General features: G+C 53.1%; 28 protein-coding genes. 16 read left to right on the top strand and 12 right to left on the bottom strand.

The annotated features are described in order from the left end of the window. Positions 1–35 precede the first annotated feature (35 nt). From NQL71_RS32110 to NQL71_RS32100, 3 genes are all read right to left on the bottom strand, one after another. Positions 36–821: a hypothetical protein gene (locus NQL71_RS32110; RefSeq protein WP_274644875.1), complete on the bottom strand. Its 786-nt coding sequence runs from the start codon at positions 819–821 to the stop codon at positions 36–38. Continuing rightward, positions 818–1240, bottom strand: coding sequence for a helix-turn-helix domain-containing protein (locus NQL71_RS32105; RefSeq protein WP_274644874.1), 423 nt, complete (start codon positions 1238–1240; stop codon positions 818–820). The genes NQL71_RS32110 and NQL71_RS32105 overlap by 4 nt, the downstream gene beginning before the upstream one ends. Positions 1241–1486: 246 nt before the next feature. Continuing rightward, entirely contained in the window at positions 1487–1726 is a 240-nt protein-coding gene (locus NQL71_RS32100; protein ID WP_274644873.1) for a hypothetical protein, read from the bottom strand. A gap of 387 nt (positions 1727–2113) precedes the next feature. Here NQL71_RS32100 and NQL71_RS32095 point away from each other — a divergent pair, with 387 nt between their 5' ends. Continuing rightward, on the top strand, positions 2114–2953 hold the full coding sequence (locus tag NQL71_RS32095; protein ID WP_274644872.1) for an ATPase, T2SS/T4P/T4SS family: 840 nt from the start codon (positions 2114–2116) through the stop codon (positions 2951–2953). Between the two features lie 261 nt (positions 2954–3214). Here the strand turns inward: NQL71_RS32095 and NQL71_RS32090 are convergent, their stop codons facing one another. From NQL71_RS32090 to NQL71_RS32070, 5 genes are all read right to left on the bottom strand, one after another. After that, the gene (locus NQL71_RS32090; protein ID WP_274644871.1) at positions 3215–3970 is read right to left on the bottom strand and encodes a hypothetical protein; all 756 of its coding nucleotides are present in this window, start codon (positions 3968–3970) and stop codon (positions 3215–3217) included. A gap of 23 nt (positions 3971–3993) precedes the next feature. Further along, positions 3994–4716, bottom strand: coding sequence for a hypothetical protein (locus tag NQL71_RS32085; protein ID WP_274644870.1), 723 nt, complete (start codon positions 4714–4716; stop codon positions 3994–3996). 273 nt (positions 4717–4989) lie between these two features. Beyond that, positions 4990–5673 carry an ERCC4 domain-containing protein gene (locus tag NQL71_RS32080; RefSeq protein ID WP_274644869.1) on the bottom strand — a complete coding sequence of 228 codons (684 nt, stop codon included), beginning with the start codon at positions 5671–5673 and terminating at the stop codon, positions 4990–4992. Between the two features lie 68 nt (positions 5674–5741). Then, a complete protein-coding gene (locus tag NQL71_RS32075; RefSeq protein ID WP_274644868.1) occupies positions 5742–6629 on the bottom strand; it encodes a hypothetical protein in 888 nt (295 codons plus the stop codon). Between the two features lie 117 nt (positions 6630–6746). Then, complete coding sequence (locus NQL71_RS32070; protein ID WP_274644867.1) at positions 6747–7247, bottom strand: hypothetical protein; 501 nt, start codon at positions 7245–7247, stop codon at positions 6747–6749. A 439-nt stretch (positions 7248–7686) separates the two neighbouring features. Here NQL71_RS32070 and NQL71_RS32065 point away from each other — a divergent pair, with 439 nt between their 5' ends. Together NQL71_RS32065 and NQL71_RS32060 are read left to right on the top strand one after the other, a co-directional pair. After that, on the top strand, positions 7687–8658 hold the full coding sequence (locus NQL71_RS32065; protein ID WP_274644866.1) for a magnesium and cobalt transport protein CorA: 972 nt from the start codon (positions 7687–7689) through the stop codon (positions 8656–8658). Between the two features lie 96 nt (positions 8659–8754). After that, entirely contained in the window at positions 8755–9390 is a 636-nt protein-coding gene (locus NQL71_RS32060; protein WP_274644865.1) for a hypothetical protein, read from the top strand. A 69-nt stretch (positions 9391–9459) separates the two neighbouring features. Here the strand turns inward: NQL71_RS32060 and NQL71_RS32055 are convergent, their stop codons facing one another. After that, positions 9460–9960 carry a hypothetical protein gene (locus tag NQL71_RS32055; protein ID WP_274644864.1) on the bottom strand — a complete coding sequence of 167 codons (501 nt, stop codon included), beginning with the start codon at positions 9958–9960 and terminating at the stop codon, positions 9460–9462. Between the two features lie 204 nt (positions 9961–10164). Between NQL71_RS32055 and NQL71_RS32050 the strand changes: the two genes are divergently transcribed. From NQL71_RS32050 to NQL71_RS32030, 5 genes are all read left to right on the top strand, one after another. Next, a complete protein-coding gene (locus NQL71_RS32050) occupies positions 10165–10818 on the top strand; it encodes a YiaD family glycine zipper/OmpA-like lipoprotein (RefSeq protein WP_274644863.1) in 654 nt (217 codons plus the stop codon). Between the two features lie 76 nt (positions 10819–10894). Next, the gene (locus tag NQL71_RS32045; RefSeq protein WP_274644862.1) at positions 10895–11152 is read left to right on the top strand and encodes a hypothetical protein; all 258 of its coding nucleotides are present in this window, start codon (positions 10895–10897) and stop codon (positions 11150–11152) included. 24 nt (positions 11153–11176) lie between these two features. Next, positions 11177–11434, top strand: a complete 258-nt coding sequence (locus NQL71_RS32040; protein WP_274644861.1) for a hypothetical protein — start codon at positions 11177–11179, stop codon at positions 11432–11434. Between the two features lie 48 nt (positions 11435–11482). Beyond that, positions 11483–11680, top strand: coding sequence for a hypothetical protein (locus NQL71_RS32035; RefSeq protein WP_274644860.1), 198 nt, complete (start codon positions 11483–11485; stop codon positions 11678–11680). Positions 11681–11767: 87 nt separating this feature from the next. Then, entirely contained in the window at positions 11768–11986 is a 219-nt protein-coding gene (locus NQL71_RS32030; RefSeq protein WP_274644859.1) for a hypothetical protein, read from the top strand. 39 nt (positions 11987–12025) lie between these two features. On the opposite strand, the gene NQL71_RS32025 is transcribed toward NQL71_RS32030, so the two are convergent. Beyond that, the gene (locus NQL71_RS32025; protein WP_274644858.1) at positions 12026–14473 is read right to left on the bottom strand and encodes a DEAD/DEAH box helicase; all 2448 of its coding nucleotides are present in this window, start codon (positions 14471–14473) and stop codon (positions 12026–12028) included. Between the two features lie 112 nt (positions 14474–14585). On the opposite strand from NQL71_RS32025, the gene NQL71_RS32020 reads away from it, so the two are divergent. Together NQL71_RS32020 and NQL71_RS32015 are read left to right on the top strand one after the other, a co-directional pair. After that, a complete protein-coding gene (locus NQL71_RS32020) occupies positions 14586–14936 on the top strand; it encodes a hypothetical protein (RefSeq protein WP_274644857.1) in 351 nt (116 codons plus the stop codon). Continuing rightward, positions 14933–16447, top strand: coding sequence for a hypothetical protein (locus NQL71_RS32015; protein WP_274644856.1), 1515 nt, complete (start codon positions 14933–14935; stop codon positions 16445–16447). The genes NQL71_RS32020 and NQL71_RS32015 overlap by 4 nt, the downstream gene beginning before the upstream one ends. Before the next feature lie 56 nt (positions 16448–16503). Here the strand turns inward: NQL71_RS32015 and NQL71_RS32010 are convergent, their stop codons facing one another. Both NQL71_RS32010 and NQL71_RS32005 read right to left on the bottom strand, forming a co-directional pair. After that, on the bottom strand, positions 16504–17808 hold the full coding sequence (locus NQL71_RS32010; protein ID WP_274644855.1) for a hypothetical protein: 1305 nt from the start codon (positions 17806–17808) through the stop codon (positions 16504–16506). A 142-nt stretch (positions 17809–17950) separates the two neighbouring features. Further along, positions 17951–18655, bottom strand: coding sequence for a hypothetical protein (locus NQL71_RS32005; RefSeq protein ID WP_274644854.1), 705 nt, complete (start codon positions 18653–18655; stop codon positions 17951–17953). Positions 18656–18938: 283 nt separating this feature from the next. Here NQL71_RS32005 and NQL71_RS32000 point away from each other — a divergent pair, with 283 nt between their 5' ends. From NQL71_RS32000 to NQL71_RS31975, 6 genes are all read left to right on the top strand, one after another. Continuing rightward, positions 18939–19934, top strand: a complete 996-nt coding sequence (locus NQL71_RS32000; protein ID WP_274644853.1) for a glyoxalase superfamily protein — start codon at positions 18939–18941, stop codon at positions 19932–19934. 240 nt (positions 19935–20174) lie between these two features. Next, positions 20175–20624, top strand: coding sequence for a hypothetical protein (locus tag NQL71_RS31995; protein ID WP_274644852.1), 450 nt, complete (start codon positions 20175–20177; stop codon positions 20622–20624). Between the two features lie 192 nt (positions 20625–20816). After that, positions 20817–21692, top strand: coding sequence for a Ref family recombination enhancement nuclease (locus NQL71_RS31990; RefSeq protein WP_274644851.1), 876 nt, complete (start codon positions 20817–20819; stop codon positions 21690–21692). An 845-nt stretch (positions 21693–22537) separates the two neighbouring features. Continuing rightward, positions 22538–23176: an oligoribonuclease gene (orn, locus tag NQL71_RS31985; protein WP_274644850.1), complete on the top strand. Its 639-nt coding sequence runs from the start codon at positions 22538–22540 to the stop codon at positions 23174–23176. A gap of 148 nt (positions 23177–23324) precedes the next feature. After that, complete coding sequence (locus NQL71_RS31980; protein WP_274644849.1) at positions 23325–23582, top strand: hypothetical protein; 258 nt, start codon at positions 23325–23327, stop codon at positions 23580–23582. Next, positions 23579–23929 carry a hypothetical protein gene (locus tag NQL71_RS31975; RefSeq protein ID WP_274644848.1) on the top strand — a complete coding sequence of 117 codons (351 nt, stop codon included), beginning with the start codon at positions 23579–23581 and terminating at the stop codon, positions 23927–23929. Before NQL71_RS31980 ends, NQL71_RS31975 begins: the two co-directional genes overlap by 4 nt. The last annotated feature ends 48 nt before the right edge of the window (positions 23930–23977 follow it).

The raw sequence follows: 23977 nt of genomic DNA, 5'->3' as shown, positions 1-23977 counted from the left end.
ACTGGCATCGCCGTGGTTCAGTCTTATGGCTGGTTCTAGCCTGCTGCCCGCAGGAGTGTGGCGGCTTGCTCCTCGGGCTCTTCAACATCCCGCGCTTCTTCGATGGGCAATTGCTCCTCGGGCTCTGGTGCAGACCCTGCCGGGATGATCAACTCGTTCAGCAGGCTCGCCAATTCCTCTACGGTAAGTGGCAGCCGTTGGTTCCACGGGTGGATATGCGGAAGGGCAACGTCGACGATAAAGTTGCGAGCATCCTTGGCCCAAGGCCCATCCTCCAGCATGCCGTCTTCATTCAGGTAGGCATGTTGTGAGCGCTTGCGGCACAACTCGGCATAGTTCTCGCGGGCGAGCTTAGCGAACTGTCGTGTGGCCTTCAGTCGTTCATGCCCCGCAGCTCTCCGTTCAACCTGGTGGCCAAGTCTATTTAGCCTGGACGATGCGTCTTGATAGAGGCTGTAGGTCAACCAGCTCCAAGGGCGAAGCGGGTTGCCGAAGATATTGGCTCCAGGCCCTAGTTCGGCGAATCTTTTTCTCAGGTCTGATCTGCGTATCCTGGCCAGCGCAACGTAGTCGCAACCAATCATGGCGTAATAGAACATCGGCATCAGGACGATGCTGCAGTGGATCTCCAACTCATAAAACTGCATGAACGATGTGAAGGGGCCGTAATCAGTAAAGGCAACCTGCAAGAGGAGCAGCAGGGTGATATTGAAGGGCACTATCCACCAGTCAACGTTCGCCCAGCGTTGGAGGCTTGCTAGGCAAAAAGCAGTAGCACTGACAAGTCCGAACGTCAGCATGGCAGCCAGTTCGATGGTCATTTCGCTGTTTCCTTCAGCTTGCCCATATCCATCGCGATCTTCAGCAACTTATAGGCGGTCGCCGAGTCCGTGGTTTCCAGTGATTCGGACAACTGGACAAGTGTCTCCCTGAACGGATCAAACAGTGCCAGTGTTTCCCTACGAGCTTTCCCAGGATCAAGCGCAATTGCGCCTTGATGGGTAGGGTTATGCCCGGTCAATAGCCATTCGATGGTGGTGTGGTACTCCCTGGCAATCGCAAGCAGGTGTTCAGGACGCATGGTCTTAGTGGTGCTGAACCACTGATATACGGCTTGGTGCGAAATACCGCAGAGTTTGGCCAGGGTCGGACGCACATTACGCTCGGCAATACCGCTGGCCTTGAGCAAACCAAAGATTCGGTCATGCACCGTTTGAGTGGTCGTCTCTGAAGTGGTCATGCAGAGATCCAATCCTTCTGCGCTTTGTGCGGCAGCAGTGGATGGGGCCCGGTTTCGTCAGGGCGCGCTATATCGTCGGCCAGTGGCTCATGAAGCCGCTCGTACAAGGTTGTGATCTCGAACCTTCGGTTAAACACGATGGCCACCATGAGGATTGGACTAGGCCAGCATATACAAATCTGTCATATCTGCAAGTAAGCTTTAACCTGTGAAGGATACATTCAAGTTTTGTTGAATATCTGTCAGTCATGCAGGCTGTGATTTGACGAAACTTATGGTGATATCTGCTTCCAGTAATTCCAAGTCCGGTAAGCGATTGAGGTCGTCCTGATGGTTTTCGAGTGCCACAGAGATACGATCTAAAACGAGTGTGAGGTCAGTCGCTGAGAGTTCATCGCTGGTGTCGCGGGCGAGGATATCGCGGGCTTGGCTGATTTCTGAAAAGTGGAAGGGTTGAAGGGCTATCATCATGTTTTTGCGAAGCATGGCGGGCTCCCGTTCAATCTTGCTTGAGGATCATCTGTCCAGGCTTTTGGTTGCGTACAAGGTGCAATCGCCAACCTTCAAACGTTCTGTCTCGGGCGATTTGATACCCTTCTGAAGGTGTAGTTGAAAATGCACGAGGTCGCCTGGCGATTCGATAATTTTTAGTGCCAGTTGAGTGGCTCATGGGCCACAAATCGATAGGTGACTTTCGTTTTCTGTTGGCCACGATCCGCAGGTCGAGATGTCTAATTTTGAGTTTTTCAGTGTCCGATGCCTAAACGGGCGCCAGAAAATAAAATAACAATCTCTGCTTCTGGCAAGCCCCTGCCAGGCATCCCCCAGGTGGGTTAAGATGCGCCCAGGTTTCACCTGACTAGCGGACAATCAATGAACGATAATTGGAAGAACTCCCTTAAGTTGTTGGGTTTTGGTGATTCGCATGTCGAATCCATTGAGCTCGCTCTGTCCATGCCGTCGGGAGCAATCATTGCTTCAGGCCCAACGTGGTCGGGCAAAAGCAAAACACTGCATACGCTGCTGCAAGCGCCCTTGCGTGAAGATATTCACCCAAGTCTGAAACCAAAAGAGCCTGCCTCAAAACTTGATTTTGCCACTGTCGCGGCTGAAAACTTCTGGGTAGACCCAGAGCTCTACTACCTCCCGGAGATCAGAGACGAGAATTGCGTTTCGGCATGCGCTGAGTTTGTGAACACAGGACATCGAGTGATGGCGAAGATCCATGCTGCCACTGCCTTCCACGTCCCGGTGAGGCTCCATCACTTGGGCAAAGGGCAACAGTTCAAGATCTCCGCCCTGATTAACCAGCGGTTAGTTAATTGCGTCTGCTCTGAGTGTTCCTTGGCGCTTGGAAATCTTCCTGTGTCGGAAACGCTAGATACGTGGTTTACGCCGGCTCTCGATCAAAACATTCCAGCCGATCAGCGTCATAATCTGCGTTTCCGCAACCCGCTCGGTTGCCCCAGCTGCAAGGAGGGCTACACAGGTCGCACGGCTGTCGTAGAGGTTGTGGCGCCCGACGCGCCCATGCTGGAGTGTCTCCACAATTTGGAATGGGAGAAGGCCGCCAGGATGTTCCGTGACGCGGGCGGAAAGTTTCTGATTGACCATGCCCTGGAAAAAGTAATGGCCGGCCAGGTCGACCTGCGTGATGTCGCACAACGGATTGGATTTGATTATCTCGAAGAGATCCGCCGCCCACAGGCGTAAAATCTGTAACGATGCTTATATATTGCCAGTCGCGACTCTCGGGCATCGCAGGAAACAAAAACCGCCTCGGCTGAGGCGGTTTTTCGTCTCCCCCTCATGGAAGGAGACTCAGCCAATCCTGATCGGACTGGGGCAGGTCACTGTTGCCTGGCCGTCGGCCAACTGGCAGAGCCAGCAGTGGGGTGCGATCCAAAAGACCCCTGTAACCACCCGAATCAGGACTGTAGCAGACCGTCAGAGGTCAACTCAAGCGTGACAGTCTTATTCAGGCTTGGAAAAGCTTGCGGCTCTCAAAAACAGCGAACTGTCTATGAAGTAACTCGTATCGTAGGGGCGGTATTTTGTCTCTTTTGAGCACAAACCTTCTTTCAGCCAATCCTCGCGATCACCGGCTTTGTATTTGTCTTTAGCCCTCTGCAGTTTCGCCGCGCACCCTTGGAGCTTTGACCGTTCTAATTCAGTCAGAGTTGTTTGAGTCTGTGCCACGTCGTATTTCCGTTCAGATTCATAAGCATAATCATTGTTATCGAGATTATTTCTAATTTCGAAGCGGATCTTTTGATCAAACAGGCGTCTGTGAATATCTAAAAGCCAGGATAACTGAGCATTGCTCAGGTAATCCATTGCTTCCAGCAGCAACACGTCGGCTGCATGGGTATCTGCTGCGGCAATGGTTTCGAGTGTTCCGTACTTCAGAGAACCCTTGGATGCATCAAACGCATCTCCCCTCAGGGTGTTGATAAGAAACATGTAAGACACAGCAGATCCGGCTTTGGCCATGCTTTCCATGACCACTTTCTGGGTTTTGTCGCCTTCCTTGTATTTTTGCGACGCTGCACCACCAAGAAGTGAGACAGTCTCGTCTCTGACGGCTACAGCAACTTCTTTATATACAACGTGGGTGTTGTATTCGTTCATTGCAATTGCACCCCAGAGGGCGCCGACCAAACCGAATAGTGCCAGGTTTGCATTACGTTTGAACTTGTCAGACGCTGTGAAAAACTTGTTAAATTTCATCGAATTTTTACCTGACCGAATGGTTACTGATATTTCAAGTATTCGCGAGGATTGAAAAGCGTAGCCGCCTTCTTGCGAGCTGGCTCATCGCAAGTACCCGAGCCAGCATCGAATCTCAGGTGATCATCGGGCAATTTACCCAGTTTCTCTTTGAGTTTTAAGTAGCACGCGGTCAATGCGTCCCGCTGTTCCTCGGAGAGGGTGGTGTGGGCCCAGTACAGGTTACGAGCACGCTCCTTAGCGTCTGTCGATTCCGTATCACTGAGCATGGCCATTCTGTAGCCGTTTTCTGCGAGAAAGAGATTCGATTTCTCTTCAAGAACTCCGAACAGGTCTTGATCACCCAGTTTACTCATCGCCTCGATCAGCAACTCATCCGCCATGCGGGTATCAATGGCCTGAAGGGCCACGACATCGTTGTTATCAAGGGCTTCTTTGAGGGCATTATTGCGCAGGGTTGATATTTCCCTGTTGTAAGCTTCAGCTACACCGGCCTGACGCAAGCCTGAAACGAAGGATAGTATGGCTAATTCATCGCCATGGAATGCTTTTTGGGCCCTTTGAATCAACCCTTCTTCAGTAGAAGTACGAAGGTTTTCCAGTAAGATTGGCGTTTTATACGCCTTCTCGTACGAATGCATCGAGGCCCCGCCGAAGACGAACGACAAGATCACTACGCTCACCGATGCGAGGCCAATAGCGAATTTCTTTTGAGAGGGCGTAAGTGGTTTCTTAGTCGGTCGCATGGAGCATCCAATTCAGGGTTGGTTATTATTATCGACCGTAATCTACCAGATATATTGACAAATGGAAGTATATTGGTGATCTGAAAGTTCGTCAGATCAGATATAATTAAGGAGCTAAATTGACATCAGTTAGTGCCTGGGTTATGGCACTAACATACAAGTCGAAATATGGAGTTATCCATAAACTAAAGGGGATTGACTAGGTATTGATAGCGCATGGAAGCCTCGCCCAAGGGGCGAGGATTGGAGGAAAAATGCTTGGTTCGCGGGGTGTTACAAGCCACTGCCTGCCAGCTCAGCAGGTGACTCCATGGTTTCATTGGCGACCTCCCAGTTGATCGCCTCATGGATCCGCGCAGCCGTTTTTGCGCCGATACCTGGCGCTTTGGTGAGCTCGATGGGCATAGCATTACAAGCGGCCCGGACGGAACCGAAGTGATCGAGGATTTTTCTGGCGTTAGTAGGCCCCACACCTGGAAGACCTTCAAGGATGAACTCGGCCATATGCCTGGACGGTTTCGGCTTGGCTGCTCGCAGGGCGATGTCGTAACCCAAGCCTTCCTGGGCGTGCCTGGCCATTGTGCCGACCAGCAGCGCTGTTTGTGCCGCATTACTGGATGGCGTCAAGCTCACACCTTCAATGACCTGCAGCCAGGAGAGGGCGCCGGCGATTGCTTCCTTGGACATTTCGGTTCTGACCTTGGAGATGTCACCCTCGACAATAATGATCACTCGCTGGTAGTCCAACTTGCACTTGGCTACTTGCTCAAACAGGCGGCGATCTTTGATTGAGTCGACAAAGTCCTTGGCCTCCTTACGTTCGACCACCATATTGGGGCCGACTACAAAGTCGCCGCAGGGCAGGGCGCCGACCTTGAGGTTCACGTTGGGCATTTGTGCCAAGGCCTGCAGAATCCCTGACTTTCCCTCGCGCATGTCCGCAAAAATCTCGATCATCAAGGTGTTCCTTATTTGGGCTCAAAAGGCCAGCTTAGCCGCCCGGTCGGCGGACGGCTAGGGCGGGGTCAGTTATTTTTCCCACGCCCCCAATGTTTGAAGGCCTTTTGCGTCGAATATCCCAACCAGCCACAGGCCACAGCGCCGGCTACCACCGGCCATAAAGGCGCGGAAATGATACCCATGGACATCATCAATCCACCAAGGAATGGAAATCCCATCAAGGTCACTGAGCTGGCAGCTGCAGCCCCACCAATAGCGGCGCCTACCGCACCGCAGGTCAAGGTAGTACTCGAAACGAGTGCGAGTTCAGCAGGGGTCTCGGGCAATGTCGTTAGTTCGGCTGCAAAGCCGGCTAGCTCTTCCCAGGTGCGGGCGATGATCGTTGTCACCAAAGGGTAGAGGCGCATATTCCTGTGGTTCGTTTCAGGTAGGTGGTCGTGGACGGCTACCTTCCCATAAGCCGCCGATAGACGTCGGCCACCCTGGATTAACAGATAGGTTCCAATGGCGAGTGCCGATCCAGATGCGAGCAGGGGGCTGATCTGTAACGCCGGTGTAATCAGGTTATGGATGACATCCCCAATGGCATAGCCAGCTAGGCCAAAAATTGCGGAAGCGCCGGCGATAACAAGAATGGCTGGGATACCGATGGCAGTGCCGCCTGCAGCCACACCAATCGAGCCGAGAATGTAACCGGCCCAGGCGCCAAGCCCTAGCCCAGCAGCCGATCCAGCCAAGGCTTCCGAATTGATCAGTGGCGTGCTGGTGCCGACCAGTGCGTTACCAAGCTCGATGGCGCCGCTACTGACACCTATGGCAATGAGACTCGCGCCAGCTGCCATCTCCCCAACGCCGAGTGCAACTTGGTTTTCCGCGCACCAGCTCGTGATGCTGGTTTGTAGTTTCTGTAGGCCAGTCCAGGCACGAGGGTTAAGGCTGAGGTCAGTGGTCATGGGCATCTCAATCTGGGTTTGATCGTAGGTATGCTCGCATGACCGAACAGGTGGCGTAATAGCATTATTCAATGATGTTTGCGATTACGTATAGTCCTTAATCATCGACAGCAGCGGTCAGGCCGCTTGGGTGTCATCCTCGTACACGCTCGAGTTTTCGCCAGGGCGTCTAATGCGTGGCGCCTGTTCAATCACAGACTGGTAGTCCGGACAGAATTTCTTGGCGGCATTCTTCAGGGTGTTGTAAGGCCGGCCCACGAGCTCAGCAGCAGCCCAGGCAGGAATTCCTTTTCGGCGTAATTCCGTGAATTTACGAGCCTCTTCCTGGGTGACCATCGCCGCTACACTCGGCGGTGCCTTAAGGTCTTCCTTACGCTCCAATCGCCCACGGAGTGTGCCTACCGTAATCCCGTAGCGTGCTGCGTGACCAGGCAGGGTGTCAGTTATACCGTCGATGGTAAGTTTTCCACCGGTGGGCCTGCGCTTCCACCTCAGTTTCCATCCACCTGCCTGCAGGATTGCACCGAACTTATCCACGGTTAGGCCTAATTTTTGAGCGGCCTGCGCTCTGGAGATCCCTGAAGCATGGAGGTCGCGAATCTCTTGTTCCAATGACACTGTTACTGATCCTCTGTAATCGGCTAAGCCATGTGGCTGGTGGAGAAGAGGGCTAGATTAACCAATCTGGGCGGTGGAAAACAACAATTAACGGCAATATGACATCTACTTTCAAGATGTTGTCGTCAATCTCTCCTATTCCAAAGGGGATCGATCAGTTTCCGGTTGGCGTTGACACTCTCACGGTCAATGAACAGAATTGACCACGAGAGCTCAGGAGAAGCTGGGGTGTATTTGATCCCCTGCATTTCATAAACTGGCGCTAACACTACCAATTGTCGACGATTTTACCGAAGCGCCTTTGGCGCTTTTTGCTTGCAACGTGCCGGCGCGAGTGGCTGCTTTGCTGTTTCGCCTGCGTTGGGAAATTGTGTGGCTAGCACAGGTTGAACCTGACATTTTTGTGTATTTAACTTCTGATAAAAAGTGAACCACCGACATGGGTAGAGTTGTTGCTGCTGCGGTTTATAACACCGGTAGGAAAGTCACCAATATCTCCCTGAAGGATGGTGCCGAGTGGGCTGCAAAGCCTGATCACTTTGTGTGGATTGGCCTTGAAGAGCCGGATGCCCAGGAACTCGCCGTCCTGCAACGTCAGTTCAACCTCCATGAACTGGCCATCCAGGATGCGCTTGAGGATCACAGCCGGCCCAAGCTCGAAACGTTCGGCGATGCCCTATTTATCGTCACCTATTCGCCTATCCGGATCGAAGGACAACTCGAGTTCATCGAGACGAATATTTTCGCCGGTAAAGGGTACGTCATTACTGCCCGCAACGGTCACTCGGCGTCCTATGCCCATGTCCGCCAGCGCTGTGAGGCTCGTCCGCTGCTGCTTGAGCAAGGGGAAGATTTTGTACTCTATGCGCTGCTCGATTTCGTGATCGAAAGTTACCAGCCGGTGGGCGAAGCGATCCACGCCGAGATCGATGAGCTAGAACGCAGCATCCTGGCCACTGAACTGAATGAGCGGGATATTCAAAGGCTCCACAGCCTGCGCCGTGATGTGTTGCGCCTAAGGCGGTATGTGGCGCCGATGGTTGAAATCAGTGAGGAATTACAAAACCTTGAATTCCCATTCATCGACAAGACCATGCGTCCGTACTTTCGTGACGTGCAGATTCATGTAGCGCGTCAAATGGAAGATCTGACGACCCTGGCTGAGATTGCGAGCCAGACCATTGAAGTCGGAGTGTTGCTCGAGTCGTCACGCCAGAGCGTGGTGCAGCGAAAGTTTGCGGCTTGGGCAGCTATCCTCGCTTTCCCGACGGCGGTAGCCGGGATCTACGGGATGAATTTCCAAAACATGCCTGAATTGACCTGGCAGTATGGGTATTTCGGGGTGGTGGGGTTCATTGCGACGGGGTGCACGAGTTTGTGGGCGAGCTTCAAGAAATCTGGATGGTTGTAGGCAAACCATCAAGCCGAGATCCCGAGCCCAGACAAGCCTCAGCCAGCTTGCGCTGGGGTTCACGAGCCTTTTTTCGATAGTACCCCGGAGTTGCCTATGCGCGTCGACCTCAATTACCTGGTTCTCAATGCCAGTCAGGCCGTAACCCCGCTCAATCTTCAGGGGTGGCTCCGGCGTCAGCTGGTGGCCCAGACTTTTGACGACAAGGAAGACGAGGATGACGTCATGGTCATCCTCTTTGTGACTGAAACCTGCATTGGTACGCTCGGGCGTAAGAAGTTTGCAAAGCTCGTGAACAAGGCAGCCAGCAAGCATGAATGGATCGACGAGATCAAAGTGGTCACCTTGAGTGCGCCGATTTCGGTCGAAGAGGCCTATATGCACGCCTCGAATATGCTCGGTCAGCGGGCCAACACTGATATGGACGGCTTGGGGACGACATTTCTGTGTTACGACTCAGAGAGCGCCGCTGAGCAATTTTTAAAGACCCATGATGTAGAGCCGGTATGCCTTCTTCGCCAGACCACAGCACGCGACATCGAAAAAATCGACGTTAAACATTTGGGCCTCACGCTGGGCGCATGGATGGTCATCTCTGTGGTTCGGGAAACTGTAGAACATGACGACAATCTGGTGATCAGTCCACCCATCGCAACTCAGGGAGAGGCCATGGAGTACGCAAGGCTTAAGTACGGCGCCGTGCGGTTTTTGCAGATGCCATTGGCGCGTTGATTCATACACCGGAAATTGCGCGTTAAAAACGGAGGCAGGTGCCTCCGTTTTCTGGCCGCAATCAGCTTTTTAGATTTTTGGCTTCTCGTGCTCAGCCTTGAATGCTTCGTACTGGGCCTTCTGGCGAGCAAAGACCACTTCGACCTTGACGCGCTGCTCGGGAGTGAGAACTTTCAGGATCTCAGCCTTGCGCAGTTGGGTCGCAGCCTCGTGCTCTTGTTTCATCGCGGCCCGATCTTCGGGGGAAAGCTTATCCAGGTATTTCTGGACGATTTCGAAGTGCGAACGCATTTCTGACATCTGTGCGTCCTTGAAGATAGCCGCCTGATCTTCGGTCAGATTGAGTTCTTTCTTGATCTTTTGGAACCCATGACCCTGACCCTGGCCTGGTTTTCCATGTTCGCCTTTCGGTGGGCCATCACCGTTATGAGGGCGGTGACCGTCGCGGCCTCCGAATTCCTGATGAGCACCAGGTGGTTGAATCGGCGCTTCCTCAGTGATGGTCGAAGCAGCGAAAGCTACGGTAGGCAGAGCCAGGGCAAAGGCCAGGGCCAGAACGGATTTTTTCATAAAATCTCTCCTTGTGGTTGGTATGCCCATCCTAGGTATCATCCCGTGGCCAATCAAACACTTACGTGTAAGTTTTGTGAAAAGATTGGCAAGGATCGCTTGTAGAACAATGATGTATAATTGACACTGTTTCGCCGGCAAGAGCACGATGCCGGCAACGCTGGCCGGACGGCAAAGATCCGGCGTACTCATTGAAAGGCAAATATGAAAACCTCTCTGCGTTTAATCGTGGCTTCTACCGTGTTGGCCATGCTTTCTGGCTGTGCCGTTGACGGCATCAACAAAACTGCGACCTACGGTGGGATCGGCGTGCTGGCTGGCGCTGCCACCGGTGCTTTGGTGGGTGGCCATAAAAACCGTGGCAAGGGTGCGCTGATTGGTGCGCTGGTAGGTGGCGCAGCAGGTACCGGTTACGGTTACTATGCTGACAAGCAGGAAGCCGAGTTGCGTAACCAGTTGGCCAACAGCGGCGTTGACATTCAGCGCCAGGGTGACCAGATCAAGTTGATCATGCCGGGAAGCGTTACTTTCAGCAGCAACTCATCGGACGTTGCCAGCCAGTTCTACAACCCGCTCAATCAGGTGGCCGCTTCTCTGAAGCAGTACGACCAGAGCAGCATCGAAATTGTCGGCCACACCGACAGCGTTGGTGCACGCCAGCGTAACCTCGACCTGTCGATGCTCCGCGCCCAAAGCGTGGGTAACTACCTGATCGCGCAAGGTGTGAATGGCACCCGCATCAACAGTCGTGGTGCCGGCCCGGATCAACCGGTCGCCAGCAATGCCGACGAGTACGGTCGTACGCAAAACCGTCGTGTTGAAATCAACCTGCGTCCGATGAACACCACTCAGCAGTAATTGCTACCGCACCGGGTGGCCGCCTTAGTGTCGACGCTGGTATTCTCTGTACAGGGACAATCCAAGGAATCGCACAATGCCGCCACCCGTTGCCGCCACGCCTTACATCATCCAGCTCAAAAACGGGCTGATGGTTCGTATCAATAAGGCCGAGGTTCGAAAGGAGTTCTACGACCACCATCATGGGGGCCGGGATGGCGCTCTGATCGCCGCCACAGCCTACCGCGACCAAGTCTGCGCAGAGCATGGCATTGTCCTTCGAAAAGCCAATCAGCCGACCCTGAACAGCGTCAGCCGTACTCAGAACGGTGTGCTACCTGGTGTCTTTATTTAGATCGATAAGGGATCGCCGTACTTTGTGGCGAAGCGGCACAATGGCACGGCCTGGGAAAAGAAACTGTTCAACATCAAAAAGCTCGGTTACGAGCCTGCGTTCTGGGCGGCTGTGGATTTCCGTTTGGAGGCCGGCGACCTGGGCATCGAACGGAGTCAAATCACGCTCCAGCTGCCGACGATGGAAGAGTACGTCTTACTGGTTGGCGTATGCGCGGGTAAGCCGGTGCCATTGCCAACGCCCAAGGTTGAGAGCGAGAGCGATTCGCCATCGCCATTCTGACTGACCTTGCTGCAAGTACAGATGACCAATCGAATGAGAATATCGCCAATGGCAAATATAGATGGAATTAGCATCGAGAAAAACACCAAGCTCAAGGTGCTCGAAAACGGCTGGTGGAAAGGCCTGACCGTCGAGGATGAGTGCCTAGTTACAGAGGTGTTCCAGCACCATTTGGTGCTGAGCTTTGGTGCCCGTGAGTATAATGTTCCTTTGACCATGCTCGATGATTTTGAGGTGGTGTCGTAGGCTGGTACAATCGATTCACGATCACGCGTTGCCCACGGTTACCCAATAGTTCTGTCCAACCTTTTCCAGTGACGCCATCGGATCTCCATGGCGATCAGCATCCCTTTGCTCAGGAAAAGCTATATGGACACGATTGAGGTAGGTACTAGGTTGAAAGCTGTGGACGCCAAATGGTGGGAAGGCACCACGGTGGACGATATTTGGCTGGTAACAGCGGTGGATGAACATCAATTTGTCATTCACTACGGCACTCTTGAGCTGATTGTCCACATTATCTTGCTCGGTCTTTTTGAGGTTGTTCCGTAGGGTCATTTCGGGTGCTGGTCGCGTGGTTGGCACCTGATCTCAGAACATTTCTAGCGTAGCCCGCTCGTCGATGATCCGATACCCAATGGCCTTGTAGGCCTTTTGTCGGGCTTTCCACATCTTCTTAGCCAAAGGGTGGCCTTCGTCTATCGGATCGAAGATCTCGGCATCGAGCTTGTCCGGCAGGTAGCGGTCAAGCCGGCCAGCACACTGCTCGACGGTGCCTTCCCAGGAGAATGGCAGACAGAGGATCAGGGTATTCAGCGGGGCGTGATCAAAGCCTTCGCCCACCAGTTGCCATGTAGAGACCAGTACCCGTGGCGTATCCACAGGCAGCGCCTCCATTGCCGCGATCACGTCCTCCCTGGCCTTCTCCTTCGCTTCGCTACTCAGGACAAAGAGCTGATCGACCTTACCATCCAGAGCCTCGGCGATGGCTTTGGAGTGGGCTTTACGCCCGGTCAAAAGCAAAACTTGTCGACCCCTGGAATACGCCGCCAGCGCTTGCTCTACAAGCCACCGGGTTCGTTCCTGATCATCCACCAGGTAGGAATGCAACTCAGTGGTGTTGGCTGTCGCCGGAAGATCGATGTTTTTCTTCCTGACCTTTGATTTAACCGTCAGATCTTGCGGTGCCCCTAAAGGGCGCTTGGAGATGTACCGAATGTTGCCAGCGCACATGAAGACTAGGGGCTGGCGCCCATCGCTGCGTTTAGGCTTGGCGGAGAGCCCGACGAAATAGCGAGACTTCAGTTTGTTGAGGCCCTCCTCGAACGTCTTGGCGGCGAGGTGTTGGCATTCATCAATGATCACCTGCCCGTAACCTTCGGAGATGCTTTGAATATCCTTCAGGCGGCCCAGGGAGGGCATCATGACAATGTCGATAATCCCGGTGGGTTTCGACTTGGGCCCGCCCAATTGACCAATTTGATCGTCTTCCAGGTTCAGAAAACGCTTCAGGCGCAAACGCCATTGCTTGATCAAGTACCTGCGGTGCACCACGATCAGCGTTGAGACCTGCCGACTGGCAATCAAGGCAGCGCCGATGACGGTCTTACCGAATGAGGGATTAGCTTTCAGGGTGCCTACATCGTGCTCCAGCATCGCTTTCAGAGCCTCGGCCTGATCGTCTCTAAGCGTGCCGGTAAATGTCACATCAATGGGGCGCCCAAGTGAACGCTCATCCTTGAGCAAGAAGGGCACGTCATAGCTTTTGATGAAATCCAGCACGGCGTCGAGGCAGCCCCTGGGCATGCTCAACATGCCGTTCTCGACAACGCATCGACGCTCCACCATTGGCTTACCCCATGTCGAAAAGCCGCCTGCCTCAGCAATGTAGAACGCGGGGTTTGGAAACGCTGCCAGCCTGGCCAGCTGCCCAAAAAATGGGCGTGGCAGCTCCTTGAGATCGAACTGCAAGCCTTTGTCCTGCACGATGGTGACGACCTTGGGCAGGTCGTCCAATTTTAATTTTTTTGCGGATTTCGGCGCCGACCAAAAGTGGTGATCATCACCCGCTTTCATGAACTGGACACCGAGTTCGTGCTCGCCTTCTACAACGACCTCGCTGATCTTCTGGCTGACTTCGACTGATGATAATTTTTGGATCGTCTTCAGGTACGCGATTTGGTCATAGTAGGGCTTGAAGTCGTCATTCGGATCGACGAACACGCTGAAGTTGTTCAACCTGGCCAGAAATTGGCATGGCATGGCGATGAGGTTACCGATACCACCAGCTGGCATAAAATCCTGGTTTGGAAACAGTCGATCATAAGAGTCAAATTCGATCTTACCAGTGCGCTGCTGAGCGTGACTCATCAAGCCGAGTGCCAGCTTGCGTGCGTTGATCGCGGGGACTTTTTCAGAGAAAAACAGCCAGACATGGGCGCCGTTACCGCTGCGGCTGATCTCCGTCGTTGTCGGGATGCCGAAAAGCTTGCAGGACGCCAGAAATTCCAAGACGTCCGTCCTCCAATCCTCCTTGTCGAAGTCGACCGCCACGAGATAGCAGGTGTTATCGAGCAGTAGCGGAAAGATACCGATGTGCGGCGCCTTGGTCAGGTGTTTGTACATAACCTGATCGGTCAACGGGGCAAAAACACGGTGTTTGCAGGTTTTGCAGTCAAACGAGTAGTCAAGGTACTTCTTGCAGATGTTGGGGGCCCGGTAATTCGAACATGCCGGCGCATAGCCGGGCTTGCCGGTGCGACTACTGATCCAGGACTTGGCGTAAATGTCCCGGCGCACGTGGAATGTGTCCATCAGCAAATGGACTTTTTTGAGAGAGTTCTCAGACAGCGGTTCTTGACTGACCTTTGACTTCCTTTTCGATGGGTAGTTGGAGGTAGGGGGTTGGGGAGGATTTGATACACCATCAGAAGCCTCTACCTGTACGGCAGGGATCAGTTCCAAGTCTATTGAAGACTGGCTCGGGTTGTAGGTGGCAGTCGGTCGTTTGGGGCGCTTCATCAAAATTTGCCAAGCCATACGCTGAGTTATCCCTTAGCGTAGTTCGCGATTTCAATTTTATCGAAATAGGCCAGGTGAAGAGCTGGCGATGAGCTATTGTTTCTGGATTCAATAAAGGAAAGGTCTTCCCATGAGTTATGCGCTAGTAGCCAGAGGTGTTTTGGTGGTTGTGGCATGTGTCGCTTCATACGCCGCTGGTCACACCCGCTCGAACATTCGCGGCAACAAAGCCAAAGATGATGCGCTCAGGAAAATGCACGAGGAAAATGAACGAGAACGTGCTGAGGCCAGGGCTTTTTTCGAATCGATTGTCGCGAACAATGCGAACATAGAAGCCGCCTTAGCGAGCATTCTTGCAAACCCGCCAAGGTGCAGGGCCGATGTCATTGATCGTCTCCGGTCTCACGGAGTTCTGGAGGTACTGATTGCGAAAATCATGACGGAACTGGATGCCAAAGGCTTCTTCAAGGCGGCGTCATGAAAGTCGAATACGAGAAAATACTGGCCGAAATCGGTGGCTCTCAGATGGTCGAGCAATTCCAGGCTCGACTCCTTGCAACACCACCAAAGCCGTTGCCGACTACCGAAATAGACAACTTCTCCGTTGGCTATGCAATGGTAATTGGCGCCTTGGCGACAACGGCAGATTTGATTCTCGATCAGGCGTTTCGCCAAGAGATGGCGACCAAACACGCACAGGTTGATCCAAAGACCCAGGCGGAGCTGGAGGCGAGGGTCAAAAAGCGTCTTGAAGAGCTTGGCGTGAACCCCACGGATAAGGGGAAGCCTGGAATGGCCATGGATTGGTATCAAAAGCTCAATGAGGATCTGGGGCTAAAGTCACCGTTTCGCCTTCGACCACGTAATCACCGAATTCTCAACCATACCGATGAGCGCACCGTCATCGAGATGTTGATGAAAGGCGAAGCTGGCATCGGGAAACTGGTTTACAAGATCTTTCCGGCGATGTCGCGAGAGGCCGCAACCGAACTACTAAAAATGCACCTCGATGCTGACCGCTGCTCGCCGGCGAGCCTGCCACTCAAAATGATGTCGTGGTTGTGGGAGCAGGGCATCAAGGCGGGTGACCCGGCCAACGTCGGTGAGCCAAGCGCAGTGTTTAAGTTACTGCAGGGCATGACCAAAAATGTTGACTGGTCAAAGTGGCTTAACAAGTTCTTCGGTGAAGGGTTGGTTCCTGAGGGGGCCACGATTGGCGAGGCTATGCTTAAGCTCTACGACTCCGGAGCGCTGAATCAACGTGTGTTCTGGACGAGCGACTTGGGGGCGGCTGCCGGGGGTGTTAAACGTCGGCTGGTCATCACGGCAGTCATGGAACTAGGGGTCGAAGTGTTTGCCTTCCTGGAAGGCGTGAAGAAAGGGCACATCAACTGGAATGGCAATGCTGCCCAGCTGGGAAATGAGGTCAAAGCCTGGCGTGATCAGCCCAAATACGTGGATATGAAAATCATTGCTCAGGCCTTCGCTGCATCAGGCGGTGCTGCTCGTGCGATGTTCACTGGCGATATCCTCCAGGTGAACTACTTTTCCATCGGCATGGTGCTAAAGCACCTGTACACCTATTCCGATGTGGAGCGCCGGCACCTTCAACGACTGGTCGAATTCGCTCGTCAGGACAGCAATGAGATCTTTGCCGGCTTTACACGGGCTACCGGCATACGCCCACGACGGAATTTCACACTCATCGATGGAGGCATCACAATGGCGACTACCCTCGACACCAGGCTGATCAAAGCGGGCTGCCAATCGACGCGAGTGAGGGTGCTGGCCACCGATCATCCGTCAGACCTCGAAGGGATTGTTTCCAGGATAGAGGCTGCCTCAAAGAAAGCGGCGGGTGATGGTGACAAGGAAGCGGCCTTCGATAGCATCTGTGAATCGTGGTATCTGTCGGATGAAGCGGATGACAAGAAGGCTATTGCGAAGCTGCGCAAGGACTTGGCGGACGTGGAGAAGGCGGTTGGTGGTTAACCGACCACGTCATGAAAAGGCCCACCAGGGTGGGCCTTTTGTCTTCAGCGACTGAGCTACATTCCGTATTCCTCGTAACGATCAAATCGCGCAATGGCTTCGCTATCACGTAGCTTCTCAAGGCCTCGAAGGTTCAGCATTTGCTTGGCATGATCACGTGCAGTGACGATGTAATCGTTATCCAATTGCATTTTTGTCCACTCGGGCTCGAAGAAACTCGTCTTCAACTGGGGATCGGGGATGACTGTCAGCTGGCAGCCAAGACGGGCACTGATTTCAGCCAGGCTGGCGGTGCCACAGGCATCCAGGTACTGGTTTTTGCCAACCTGGACGGCGGCATGGCGTGGGAATCCTGCCGGCAGGCCTGGATCGCTGGAGTTGCCGGCGATGTTAAAAACCACCACCGGGAGGTCGGTGATTTGGTTCAGGGCAACGGCAAACACGGCGCACTCACCGTCACCGTAACGCTCGGCAAGATAGTTTACCTGACGTTCGCAATCGGCTTGATGCATACGCTCCAGTCGCTCTTGAAGGGCGATAAGCCGCTTGGATGCATCGTCCATGCTGACGGCTAGGTCATCCATGACGGAATTGTTGTCGTACGTCCATCCATTGAGCAGGCGGTCGACGATCAGGGGCATATAGGCGTAGATCGTTTTGACACCGTAGACCGGGTACTTGGTGTCGTACTCGGCCAGCTTGGTGGCGCTGAAGCTTCGCAGAAGACGCAGGGTTAGCTCCTGGTCGTCCATCAAATCCAGAATTTTCTGCGCGTCATCCATTTTCTTGCCAATGGTTTCCAGCGCAGGAAATCGTACGGGGCGCTCACTGTAAGGGGATTTGCTGGGAGTGGGGTAGTAGAGCTCCCTGACCCTGGATCCAGCCTCGCCATTAAGGAGCCGTTTAGCTTCGCCCATCAGGTACACGTCGTTGACCAGCGGCGCTATCGACTCCAACGTCGTGTTGGCGCCTTGACGCAGGGTGTCAAAGCCATCCTTTTTCTCAAAGGTGCTCAAAGCATGTTTCACACGCAGATTCAGGCTCATCAGGTCTGCAGCCTGTTGAAACACCTGCCCACTGCGCTCGATAAATTCAGGGCCAAGGACTTTGCTGACGTAGCGGTACAGCACTTCTCTCATCAGAAAGTCAGTTTTGTTGATGTAACCATTCTGAACATCATCGCGGGTGGTGAAATTGGCTTGGCCAAACCCGTCATACAGCAGCGAGGTCAACAACCTGACGTCATTTCGGCTGTTGCGCAAAATGTCGATGCCCCAGTTGGATAGCTCCGTCACCGCGTCCCGGCCAGGAAGGCTTCGGTCGAGGAGGAATTGGGTGATCTCAATGTTGGATTTTTTCATGGGTTAGAGCGCCTGCGCCTATCATGTCCCATTATACGGTCAGTGCAGACGCCAAGATCCACCCAATATGTGTGATCAATTGCCAGAAAAGCTGGGAAGGAAGTCGGAGGCGCCGGTCGACGCTCTCCAACGTAGCCTGGCCTTACGCCTGAACGACCTCAGCCATTGGTGCGATGTAACCTTTGTTGATGTCGTAGGTGAGGCCCAGCAATTTGGCGACTATTTTCCGGGTGCTGTAAACGCTGTAACCATTGAAATACCTGAATTTGCACTCTTTGATTCTGGCCAGGTCATAAACGCGATACATGCTCGTGACCAGGTTGTACACATCCAGGTGCTGGGTCTCTGTTAAGCGCACCTTGTAGCCGAGGTGAAGTTTATCCTCGTCAATGATTTCACTGGTGTAGCTGATACCGCTCAGAATCTCCTCCAAGGCCAGCTTTTGCTCGTTCGAGCAGAGCAGGATGTAGTCGTATTCCGGAGCGTAGAACTTGGCGGCATAGGCAAACGCTTCGTTGTACTTGTCGTCGATCAGTTCTTTTAGAGGCTTCTCGTTTCGATCACGGGCGCACCAGGCGATCAGGCCAGTGGTACCGAATTTATCGAACATTTCAGTCAGATCGGCAGTGTCCGTCAGGTCGAATTCCGTGAAGTCAGAGCATGCGTAGTAAAAGGTGTCACTGCAATTAACGGAAAAGCGAAGGTGGGGATCCTTGAATTCACTGTCCGCGTTTTCGTCGGTATTCGATGCTCGGTAGAGGTACACATGATCGCTTGCGACTAGGGAGAGCAGGCGCTTGTAGTCTTCTATGGTGTTTAATTCGGCAACGCGTTCGGGTGATTGCATGGACATTCCTTGGTATTGATTGGTGCTGCCATAGCGTGGTAGAGCCAGCCGGTGGCCAGCGGAATAGGGGACGCATTGTGGCAATTTATGCATAAAAAACCAATTGCATTTTTGCCGGCCTCTGGTAGATTTTATCGAGGCTTGTCTCCGCCTGCAGCTCGCCCCGTATCGGGATGGCGAAGGATGACGCAGCAAACCAATCCCATCGAATTTCGGTCTTTCAGCCAGCGATTGGGCAATGCGAGCACCTGTTCAGACACCGCTGGCGCCAGGAAGCATCCGAATGCAAAACGATTACGTTGTTGTAGCGAAGAGTCACGCCAACCTTTTGGTTGAGTCTCTCAAGAAACAGGGCATCACCCTGAAAAAGGCACAGGCGCTTGAAATTATCAGCAGTCTGCACAATCGCACTGATTGGAACCGTCTTCAATCAAAGTTGAAAGGCTTGAGCAAACCTGGAAGCAACACGAAGCCAACTACCATCAATACTTATGATGCGTTTCTTATCGATGGTTACAGCTCGAAAGGTGTACCTCTGGAAACTCTGAGGTCACTCTTTGAGCTTGAATGTGCAGATGGCGAAACTAGCCCTGTAATGATCGCAGTAGCAGGGGACGGCCACACCTACAATGGTAGGATTGATGATTATTTCAACAGCAGGGAACGTTTAACCATTACCTATGATGCCGACGGCGTTGTTGAAATATTTCATAGTGGCTACAGTAAGAGCGGACTGTTAATTAATTTAGTCCCAGAAAAACGAGGGGCTCGCCACGGTGCCGGCCTGGCTTTGGCTCAGTTCCTCAATAACACTGGGCACAAGTATTCATTAGATTTTCGCCAGCGAATTGGAACTTTGATGATTTCGGATTTTGGTCAATTCGAAGAAGTAGAATTGGATGGCATATTTGCTGCGATAAACGGCTTTGCGCTGAGGAAAGTAAATACATTTCGACGGTTTATAGCTACTACGCATAACTACAAAATAATGGACTACTTAAATTCGATTGGTATGAATGCACAAAGGATTAGCTATCAAGATCCTGCCTACCAACCATCAAGCATGGACACTAGCTATCATTTTCAATTTGTTCGTGCGACTTCATTGGAAGATCGAACAATAGTCACTGATACGCTGAATTGGTTGAAAACAATTGCGATGTCATCATTAGAGGATCGCTTTGGCTCTGGCGAATCCAGAGCTAAGAAAATCCCAGGAAATTCCCTTTGGTTTAGAGATCTTCGTGCGTCATTGCTCGATGACTCGTCCCGCACCTAACTGCTGACCGGTATGGAACCCGATTAAATGGGTTCCATCACCTGGATGGTTGCGAATCCGCTCATTAGTGACAAATGAGCTATATTGTCACTACATCCTTTCTTACTGGGTACTGAGATGAAGACCAAGATCGTCAAGGAGCGGTGTCGAATCCTGCTTGTTCAAGACATACCTGTCGAACCAGGTAGGGGGCGACCTCAGCTAGCGGCAATGACCGAAATGGAGGGTACTGGATGTTGGATGGTGGTAGACATCCGCCTTCATCCGCGACCTGTTGCGCACGAATACGCTGGTGGCGTTCGAGCTGAGGATGTCCATTCGCGTTTTAAGCCGGATTCTGCTGAAGAAGCCCAGGCTGCAAAGGCGATGCTCCGTGAGTTTGAAGAGCGCAGTGATGGTGAGTTGGTCTGGTGCCCATGCACGAACCTCGTTAGGGGTGAGCAGGGAGTCAAAGGGTATATCCCTGTGGCTTACGATAATTTTCATCCACCGGTGTACCACTCGCGAGCGTCCGCCTGGGCGAAATTGCGCGCCCTTAAAGTCTTTTGGGATGAGCACGAGGGCTCGGTTGCCGAAGCGAAAATTCCAAACCCTCATGCGCAGCCGACAGAATCAGTGGTTATGCAGAAAGCCCACTTCGCTCGATTTGTGAAGAAGCGCGGCTTGGAAGACGTTGGAATCGAGCCTTGAAGCGCCTGTGGTCGTCCATAGGGCGAGTTTCGGGGTTTGTCGGAAGGTTGGCCAGGTGAGGGGTTGAATCGCCTCAGGTAGCCATTCAAAATGTCAGTAATCTAATAAATAACATAAATTGACATCATGGCAGTGCCCCGGTATTTTTCGGCCCCTAAGTCACTTGTTCCAGAACTGTCGTAAGGGAAACGTATGCAAGGCCGTCCAGTCACCCCAGCAGAGAAATTGTTGCACGACCGCATTGCTCAGCTCGGGTGTATCGCTTGCCGGCAACATGGCATATTCAACACGCACATCAGCATCCACCACGTTCATGGGCGAACAAAGCCCGGTGCCCATATGCAGGTGCTTGCGCTTTGTGAAGGTCATCACGTAGGTGATGGTAGCGACACAATTTCAGTGCATCCCTGGAAACGCCGCTTCGAAGAACGGTACGGTAAGCAGGATGATCTGGTAGCGGCTCAATGGGCTGACCTTGGGGTTGAGTACAAAACTCCTGAGCGCAAAGCCAAGCCGATCAACCGCGAGCGCAAAGAGAAAGAAGCCGTAGCGAAGCCAAAACTGACCCAGCGCGAGTCGTCGACCAAGCCCGAAAATCCGCCTCAGCGCGGTACGCTAAGCCAGCGCGACAGGGAGTCTAAGCCAGCGAAGCCGAAATTGGCTCAGCGGCAGACCTTGCAGACCCCTTCTGAACAAGAGGCGCCGGCTCAACACGGGACGCTGCGTCAGCGGGAGAGGGTGCCAAAACCAGAGAAAGCTGTAAGGCCTGCGAAGATCGCCTCGCCGGCACGACCACTTCAATCGAAGGGCCAGAAGATCCCGAGTGCAAAGGCACCGAAGTCAGCCCAGCAGATTGCCTACCAAGCTGAGCAAAAGGTCAAAAAGAAAAAGCTACAAGATGCCCTAAAGCCAGAATTGAAGGCCCAGGCTAAGGAATTTAGAAAGGCGCGAGAGGCCGAATACCTGGAGGCCAACAAAGAGATTATCGAAGCCAGGAAGCAGAAAGCTAAAGACGACCAGAAGAGATTCAAGGCCGATCTCGCGGCGAAACGAAAACTGAGCAAATAAGTTAGTCGGGCAGGCCAGGCACACTGCCACATAGAAAGAGAATTGCCAAACTCCATCGTGATCCATTAAGATTGGCTTTCTGCTCGAGACAGATAACCAAGCGCAGCATGCAGGAACCCTGGCAGATCGCATGCAGATTCGCTGCACAGGGTGAGACCTTGGTTATCGAAAGGCCGGATACGACTCATGGCGATCATACGGCGGCAATCAGCGCCTCCTTATCCGTCATTGGCACATCTCGTAATGGAAAGCAGCGTAAGACCAGTTTCCGGTTTCCCCGTGCAGCAAGGCCCGGATGTTGGACGGATGGAGAGCTGCACACTCCATCGGAGGCGGCGGCCTGGCAACAGTTGGTCGGAATGCGAACCCTGGCGAAAGCCCGAGCTAAGTAGTCGGTGCGACCTCCCTGCAAAAACAGCAACCCGAACCAGACGTGGGGCTGTCCTAGCCTGTACAAAGGCCGAGCCCGTAGGCGGTAATGAGGTTGAATTCGGATTAATGGCAGCCGATGCGGCCAGAGAAATGTCGCTAGACGTGGCGATGCAATCGGAACGACTGACCGGATGAGATTGAACGTTCCCCAGCGGAGAAATCCGTAATCGCACAAGGCGATTCGAAAGTGGTGTCCGGAGCTGCTGTTGGCCGAAAGGCAAATGTGTAAAAAAGAGACCCGCTTCGGCGGGTTTTCTTTTGCTCTTCAAAAAAATGGGAGAGATAGGCGAGGCGAAGTCTATCTCCCTGGCGCCGTGGCGTCTGGGTAACCGATGTTGATATGCTGGGATTCACTTCAAAGGATAAGACTGGGTGCAGGCATCGCAGTCCTCCTGATATTTTGAGGATTGATCATGAAAGAAAAAGAAGAGCGCTTGGCCTGGCTGGATTTGGAAACCACAGGGTTTACCGAACTCAACAGAAGGGGGGTCTACCAGCACAAGCTGTTGGAGATTGCAGTTCTGATCACCAACAAAGACCTGGAGTACGTTGATGAACTGAACCTGGTCATCGGCCACGACAGGGAAGAGGCGCAGTACTGGGCAGATGAATATGTCCTCAACATGCACACGAAGAACGGTCTCTGGGATGATTGCGCAGCATCCTCTGTGACCCATGAGCAGGCCCAGGATACCATTCTGGAGTTCTTCGCCAAGCATCATATCGAGGCCAGACAGACCGCGCTGTGGGGTAACAGCGTTTATCTGGATCGCGTTTTCATCGAGGCCAAGCTACCGCTGCTCAGCGATCACCTGCACTACCAAAACGGTGACATCTCCTCCGTCAAACGTTTCATTCAACTGATTTCTCCTGAATTCGAACCGGTGAAAGCTAGATGCCACCGCGCCATGGACGATATCAAGGAGTCCGTGGCTGAGGCCCGCGTGTACATGGATCTGATCAAGCCAGGCCTGGAAAAGATCCTTCAGGCCCGAAGGGCAAAGGAACGAGTAATCCGCGAGCGCGAAAGTGGTTCAGATTACACTCCCTGAAAAGATCGTTGGCCGCTGCCTGGTCTGGATAGGATCTGAGTAAATAATTGATATAAATTGCCACTAGGGGGTTGGAAATTTGAGGTGATCTGGCATGATTCATCCATCCACCCCCCGAAGGGGGTTCCTTGCACTTAGGAATCTCGCCATGACCCAGAACCATAAGAATAATCAGCACCTGGCAACCCATTTCATTGGCGGCGTTTTCAGCTTTGGCGTGGGTATAAACGGGATTCTGCGGGACGAAACCATTGGATTGACCAATTTCACCATCATCACCTGCCTCTTAGGTGTAGTCCTTCTTTTGCGTAGTGCCTACCTCTACGGGCGATTGACAGAGGGCCAGTGCAGGGTGTCTATGAGCAGCACTGAAGTCCAGGTGACCAATCAGAGCAACGTGTCTTGAAACATTTCAAACGATTTCTACCTGTTTACCTCCTCGTTGGCTTCTTCATTAGTGCCAACCTGTTGTACAAATACTTCCCTGATTCGCAGCCGCGTCAGCCTCTTGGCAGTACAGCGATTGCGGAAATGTGTTGGAATTTGGAGGTGTCGCTGACTGATCGTCCAGTCTCGTCATCGGTGATCTGGACGCTGGGCGAAATCGCCAATATCGATGATCAGCACGCGGCGGTCGTCGGGTCTTACGCCTCGCAACGAGAACTGACGCCAGAAGCGCGCCAGGGTCTCTGCACGTCGCTTTCTAAATTGCCTGTACCGGCACAGGCCTCAACGACTCCGAAAGCGGGATGAGCCATGCACACCATACGGCTGGAACGAATTCTGTGGAAGGTGCTCGCC

Origin of the sequence: Pseudomonas serbica, assembly GCF_028823535.1 — a bacterium.
Lineage (GTDB): Bacteria > Pseudomonadota > Gammaproteobacteria > Pseudomonadales > Pseudomonadaceae > Aquipseudomonas > Aquipseudomonas serbica.
The sequence above is the reverse complement of the archived record's forward strand: the minus strand, read 5'-3'. Positions and strand labels throughout refer to the sequence as shown.

What these genes read in the sequence shown, in the direction of transcription:
- NQL71_RS31980 (WP_274644849.1), top strand. Translation starts at nt 23,325, where the DNA reads ATGACCCAGAACCATAAGAATAATCAGCACCTGGCAACCCATTTCATT.
- NQL71_RS32045 (WP_274644862.1), top strand. Translation starts at nt 10,895, where the DNA reads ATGCCGCCACCCGTTGCCGCCACGCCTTACATCATCCAGCTCAAAAAC.
- NQL71_RS32020 (WP_274644857.1), top strand. Translation starts at nt 14,586, where the DNA reads ATGAGTTATGCGCTAGTAGCCAGAGGTGTTTTGGTGGTTGTGGCATGT.
- NQL71_RS32065 (WP_274644866.1), top strand. Translation starts at nt 7,687, where the DNA reads ATGGGTAGAGTTGTTGCTGCTGCGGTTTATAACACCGGTAGGAAAGTC.
- orn (WP_274644850.1), top strand. Translation starts at nt 22,538, where the DNA reads ATGAAAGAAAAAGAAGAGCGCTTGGCCTGGCTGGATTTGGAAACCACA.
- NQL71_RS32090 (WP_274644871.1), bottom strand. Translation starts at nt 3,970, where the DNA reads ATGAAATTTAACAAGTTTTTCACAGCGTCTGACAAGTTCAAACGTAAT.
- NQL71_RS32030 (WP_274644859.1), top strand. Translation starts at nt 11,768, where the DNA reads ATGGCGATCAGCATCCCTTTGCTCAGGAAAAGCTATATGGACACGATT.
- NQL71_RS32110 (WP_274644875.1), bottom strand. Translation starts at nt 821, where the DNA reads ATGACCATCGAACTGGCTGCCATGCTGACGTTCGGACTTGTCAGTGCT.
- NQL71_RS32010 (WP_274644855.1), bottom strand. Translation starts at nt 17,808, where the DNA reads ATGAAAAAATCCAACATTGAGATCACCCAATTCCTCCTCGACCGAAGC.
- NQL71_RS32050 (WP_274644863.1), top strand. Translation starts at nt 10,165, where the DNA reads ATGAAAACCTCTCTGCGTTTAATCGTGGCTTCTACCGTGTTGGCCATG.
- NQL71_RS32060 (WP_274644865.1), top strand. Translation starts at nt 8,755, where the DNA reads ATGCGCGTCGACCTCAATTACCTGGTTCTCAATGCCAGTCAGGCCGTA.
- NQL71_RS32095 (WP_274644872.1), top strand. Translation starts at nt 2,114, where the DNA reads ATGAACGATAATTGGAAGAACTCCCTTAAGTTGTTGGGTTTTGGTGAT.
- NQL71_RS32000 (WP_274644853.1), top strand. Translation starts at nt 18,939, where the DNA reads ATGCAAAACGATTACGTTGTTGTAGCGAAGAGTCACGCCAACCTTTTG.
- NQL71_RS32015 (WP_274644856.1), top strand. Translation starts at nt 14,933, where the DNA reads ATGAAAGTCGAATACGAGAAAATACTGGCCGAAATCGGTGGCTCTCAG.
- NQL71_RS32005 (WP_274644854.1), bottom strand. Translation starts at nt 18,655, where the DNA reads ATGCAATCACCCGAACGCGTTGCCGAATTAAACACCATAGAAGACTAC.
- NQL71_RS31995 (WP_274644852.1), top strand. Translation starts at nt 20,175, where the DNA reads ATGGTGGTAGACATCCGCCTTCATCCGCGACCTGTTGCGCACGAATAC.
- NQL71_RS32105 (WP_274644874.1), bottom strand. Translation starts at nt 1,240, where the DNA reads ATGACCACTTCAGAGACGACCACTCAAACGGTGCATGACCGAATCTTT.
- NQL71_RS32080 (WP_274644869.1), bottom strand. Translation starts at nt 5,673, where the DNA reads ATGATCGAGATTTTTGCGGACATGCGCGAGGGAAAGTCAGGGATTCTG.
- NQL71_RS32075 (WP_274644868.1), bottom strand. Translation starts at nt 6,629, where the DNA reads ATGACCACTGACCTCAGCCTTAACCCTCGTGCCTGGACTGGCCTACAG.
- NQL71_RS32100 (WP_274644873.1), bottom strand. Translation starts at nt 1,726, where the DNA reads ATGCTTCGCAAAAACATGATGATAGCCCTTCAACCCTTCCACTTTTCA.
- NQL71_RS32055 (WP_274644864.1), bottom strand. Translation starts at nt 9,960, where the DNA reads ATGAAAAAATCCGTTCTGGCCCTGGCCTTTGCCCTGGCTCTGCCTACC.
- NQL71_RS32085 (WP_274644870.1), bottom strand. Translation starts at nt 4,716, where the DNA reads ATGCGACCGACTAAGAAACCACTTACGCCCTCTCAAAAGAAATTCGCT.
- NQL71_RS32035 (WP_274644860.1), top strand. Translation starts at nt 11,483, where the DNA reads ATGGCAAATATAGATGGAATTAGCATCGAGAAAAACACCAAGCTCAAG.
- NQL71_RS32025 (WP_274644858.1), bottom strand. Translation starts at nt 14,473, where the DNA reads ATGGCTTGGCAAATTTTGATGAAGCGCCCCAAACGACCGACTGCCACC.
- NQL71_RS31990 (WP_274644851.1), top strand. Translation starts at nt 20,817, where the DNA reads ATGCAAGGCCGTCCAGTCACCCCAGCAGAGAAATTGTTGCACGACCGC.